General features: G+C 72.6%; 4 protein-coding genes. 3 read left to right on the top strand and 1 reads right to left on the bottom strand.

The genetic code is table 11. The features are described from left to right. The first annotated feature begins 17 nt into the window (after positions 1–17). Entirely contained in the window at positions 18–470 is a 453-nt protein-coding gene (locus IY392_RS18015; protein ID WP_194861973.1) for a metallopeptidase family protein, read from the top strand. A gap of 32 nt (positions 471–502) precedes the next feature. On the opposite strand, the gene IY392_RS18010 is transcribed toward IY392_RS18015, so the two are convergent. Continuing rightward, positions 503–814 (bottom strand): WhiB family transcriptional regulator, encoded by a 312-nt coding sequence (locus tag IY392_RS18010; protein WP_107755930.1) that lies wholly within the window; start codon positions 812–814, stop codon positions 503–505. A 260-nt stretch (positions 815–1,074) separates the two neighbouring features. Between IY392_RS18010 and cofD the strand changes: the two genes are divergently transcribed. Beyond that, the gene (gene cofD / locus IY392_RS18005; protein WP_194861972.1) at positions 1,075–2,148 is read left to right on the top strand and encodes a 2-phospho-L-lactate transferase; all 1,074 of its coding nucleotides are present in this window, start codon (positions 1,075–1,077) and stop codon (positions 2,146–2,148) included. Continuing rightward, the coding region (locus IY392_RS18000; protein ID WP_228549606.1) for a coenzyme F420-0:L-glutamate ligase at positions 2,145–3,132 on the top strand (988 nt) is incomplete at its 3' end. The genes cofD and IY392_RS18000, both read left to right, overlap by 4 nt.

The following is a 3,132-nucleotide window of genomic DNA, read 5'->3' as shown; positions in this document are numbered from 1 at the left end:
GCCGTGGCCCGCGAGTGGTGACCTCCCGGCGTGCCGCGCGACGGGGGCACGGGCCGCGCGGCCCGATCCTGCCCCCGGAGGTCCCCCGGTGGCGCAGCCGTGCCGCCGAGTTCGACGCCGCTGCGCTCGAGGCGTTCGCCGAGATCGACCAGCACTGGCATTCCCGACTGGTGCACCTGGACCTCGCCGTGGACATGGTGCCGCGGATGCGGTTGAAGCCGGGCGAGACGTGGCCCGAAGAAGTGGTGGCGGACGGCCTGGTCCCGCTCGCCCGCCTGGTCCCGGCGGGCGTCGACCGAGCCGGCCAGCCCACGCGGGCCCGGTTGGTCCTGTTCCGCAGACCGCTCACCCGCCGCGCGCCGGGTGGGGACGACCTCCGCGACCTCATCTACTCCGTGCTGGTGGAACTGGTCTCACAGCATCTGGAGATCTCCCCCGACGACGTGGAGGCCGGCCCCGGCGGGGAGTGACCCGCCCGGGCAGGATCACATCACTGTCACCCTCACATCACGGCGTCACGCTTGATCCGACGACGTTCGCGCTCCGACAGTCCACCCCAGATGCCGAATCGCTCGTCGTTGGCCAGGGCGTACTCCAGGCACTCTGCCTTGACCTCGCATCCCGTGCAGATCTTCTTGGCCTCGCGGGTCGAGCCGCCCTTCTCCGGGAAGAAGGCTTCAGGATCGGTCTGCGAACACAGTGCCCGCTCCTGCCAGCTCTCCTCCTCGTCCTCCGCGAAGAGCGCGCCGGTGCCGAGGTCGACCAGGGCCAGTTCGGGTCCCGCTGCGGTGCGTGACTGTCGATCCACGGTCATCCCCTCGTGTTACGTTGCTCGTCGCTCGTGCGTCTGCCCGGCCCCGCGTGCCGCTCAGATACGAATGACACACCTGTGATTACACACATGCGAGTCGTCCAGGTCAAGCGAATTCGGGGATACCTAGCATTTCCGTGCGCCGCGCGCGGCAGTGACACGCCGGATCTGGTGTGGCGTGGAACACCCTCGGATCGGGGTGGTCGCCCGGAACGCCCGGCCGCCCTGCCCGCGCCGCGACCCCGTCACTACGCTTGGTCGACGTGAGGATCTGTGTAGTGGCCGGTGGCGTCGGTGGCGCCCGTTTCCTGCTCGGCGCACGTCGCCTTCTCGGACTGGACCCTGCCCCGGCAGGTCGGGGCACGCCGGGACGGGAGGCCGATCCCCACCACACCGCCCCCACACACCGCCTCGACGCGGTGGTCAACGTCGGGGACGACGCGTGGATGCACGGTGTCCGGATATGCCCCGACCTCGACACCTGCATGTACACCCTCGGCGGGGGCATCGATCCCGATCGCGGGTGGGGTCACGCGGGCGAGACGTGGAACTGCCGCGATGAACTCGCCGCCTACGGCGTCCAGCCCGACTGGTTCGGTCTCGGGGACAAGGACCTGGCCACGCACCTGGTCCGTACGCAGATGCTGGGGGCCGGGTATCGGTTGACCGACATCACCGAGGCGTTGTGCACCCGCTGGTCGCCCGGCGTCCGTCTGCTGCCGGTGACCGACGACCGCTGTGAGACTCACGTCGTGGTCCCCGGCGGCCCCGACGACGAGCAGGGTTCCGGCGAGCGGGCGATCCACTTCCAGGAGTGGTGGGTCCGCCACCGGGCGCAGCTGCCGGCCTCGGCGTTCGTGCAGATCGGCGCCGAGGCGGCCCGGCCCACCCCGGAGACCCTCGAGGCCATCGCGGAAGCCGACCTCGTCGTCGTCGCCCCCTCCAACCCCGTGGTCTCCGTCGGCGCGATTCTCGCCGTCCCCGGGATCCGGGCCGCGCTGCGGTCCACCTCCGCGCCGGTGGTGGGGGTCAGCCCCGTGATCGGCGGCGCGGTGCTGCGCGGGATGGCCGATGCGTGCCTCACCGCGATCGGGGTCGAGACCTCCGCCCTCGCCGTGGCCCGCCACTTCGGGGCCAGGTCCGGTACGGGGTTGCTCGACGGGTGGCTGGTGGCCCCCGGCGACGGACCGGCCGGCGGTGCCGGGGACGGCGAGGTGGACGGTATCGCCGTCCGCGAGGCGCCGCTGCTCATGACCGACCCGGACGCCACCGCTCAGATGGTGGCCACCGCCATCGACCTGGCCGGGCTCGAGGTCCCCGTGCGGTCGGGGCGATGACCGACGACGCCGTCCCCGAGATCCGGCGGTGGGCGGGCGAGCACGCCGCCCCGTCCGACATCCGACTGTGGGCGCCGGACGGACTACCGGAGTTCCGACCGGGCGACGACCTCGCCCGGATCCTCGCCGGAGCGCTCACCGGTCACCCGAACGGTCTGACCGACGGCGACGTCGTGGTGCTCACCTCCAAGGTGCTGTCCAAGACGGAGGGGCGCATCGTGCCCGCCCCCACCGACCCCGACGAACGGGACGCCCTGCGCCGCCGCCTCGTCGACGAGGAGTCGGTGCGGGTGGTGGCACGGGTCAACCGGACCCTGATCACCGAGAACCGACTGGGCATCGTCCAGGCCGCCGCCGGGGTCGACGGCTCCAACGTGGAGTCCCGCGAGCTCGCCCTGCTCCCAGAGGACCCCGACGGCTCCGCCGCCGCCCTCGCCCGGGACCTCCACCGACTGACCGGAGTGCGCGTGGGAGTGGTCGTGACCGACACCATGGGCCGCGCCTGGCGGACCGGTCAGACCGACGTGGCGATCGGAGCCGCCGGCCTGCGCGTCTCCGTCGGTTACGACGGAGCAGTGGACCGCCAGGGCAACGAACTGTTCGTCACCGACGTCGCCGTCGCCGACGAGATCGCCGCAGCGGCGGACCTGGTCAAGGGGAAGCTGGGCGCCCGTCCCGTCGCGGTGGTGCGGGGGGTGGGGCACCTGCTGGTGGATGACGACGACGGGACCGATACCCCGAGACGGGCCCGCGACCTCATCCGGGACAGCGGGTCGGACCTGTTCAGGCTGGGCACCGCGGAAGCGTTGGCGCAGGGCCGGCGCGAGGCCGTGCCCGGCCGTCGCTCGGTCCGACGGTTCACCGACGAGCCCGTCCCCGCGGAGGTGCTCGCCGACGCGGTGGCCGACGCGCTCACCGCGCCCGCTCCGCACCACAGCACGCCCGTGAGGTTCGTCCGCGTCTCCGGCGCCGCGCGTCACCGGT

The organism is Dietzia sp. SYD-A1 (assembly GCF_015356725.1).
Taxonomy (GTDB): Bacteria; Actinomycetota; Actinomycetes; order Mycobacteriales; family Mycobacteriaceae; genus Dietzia.
This window is presented reverse-complemented; position numbering and strand designations above follow the sequence as displayed.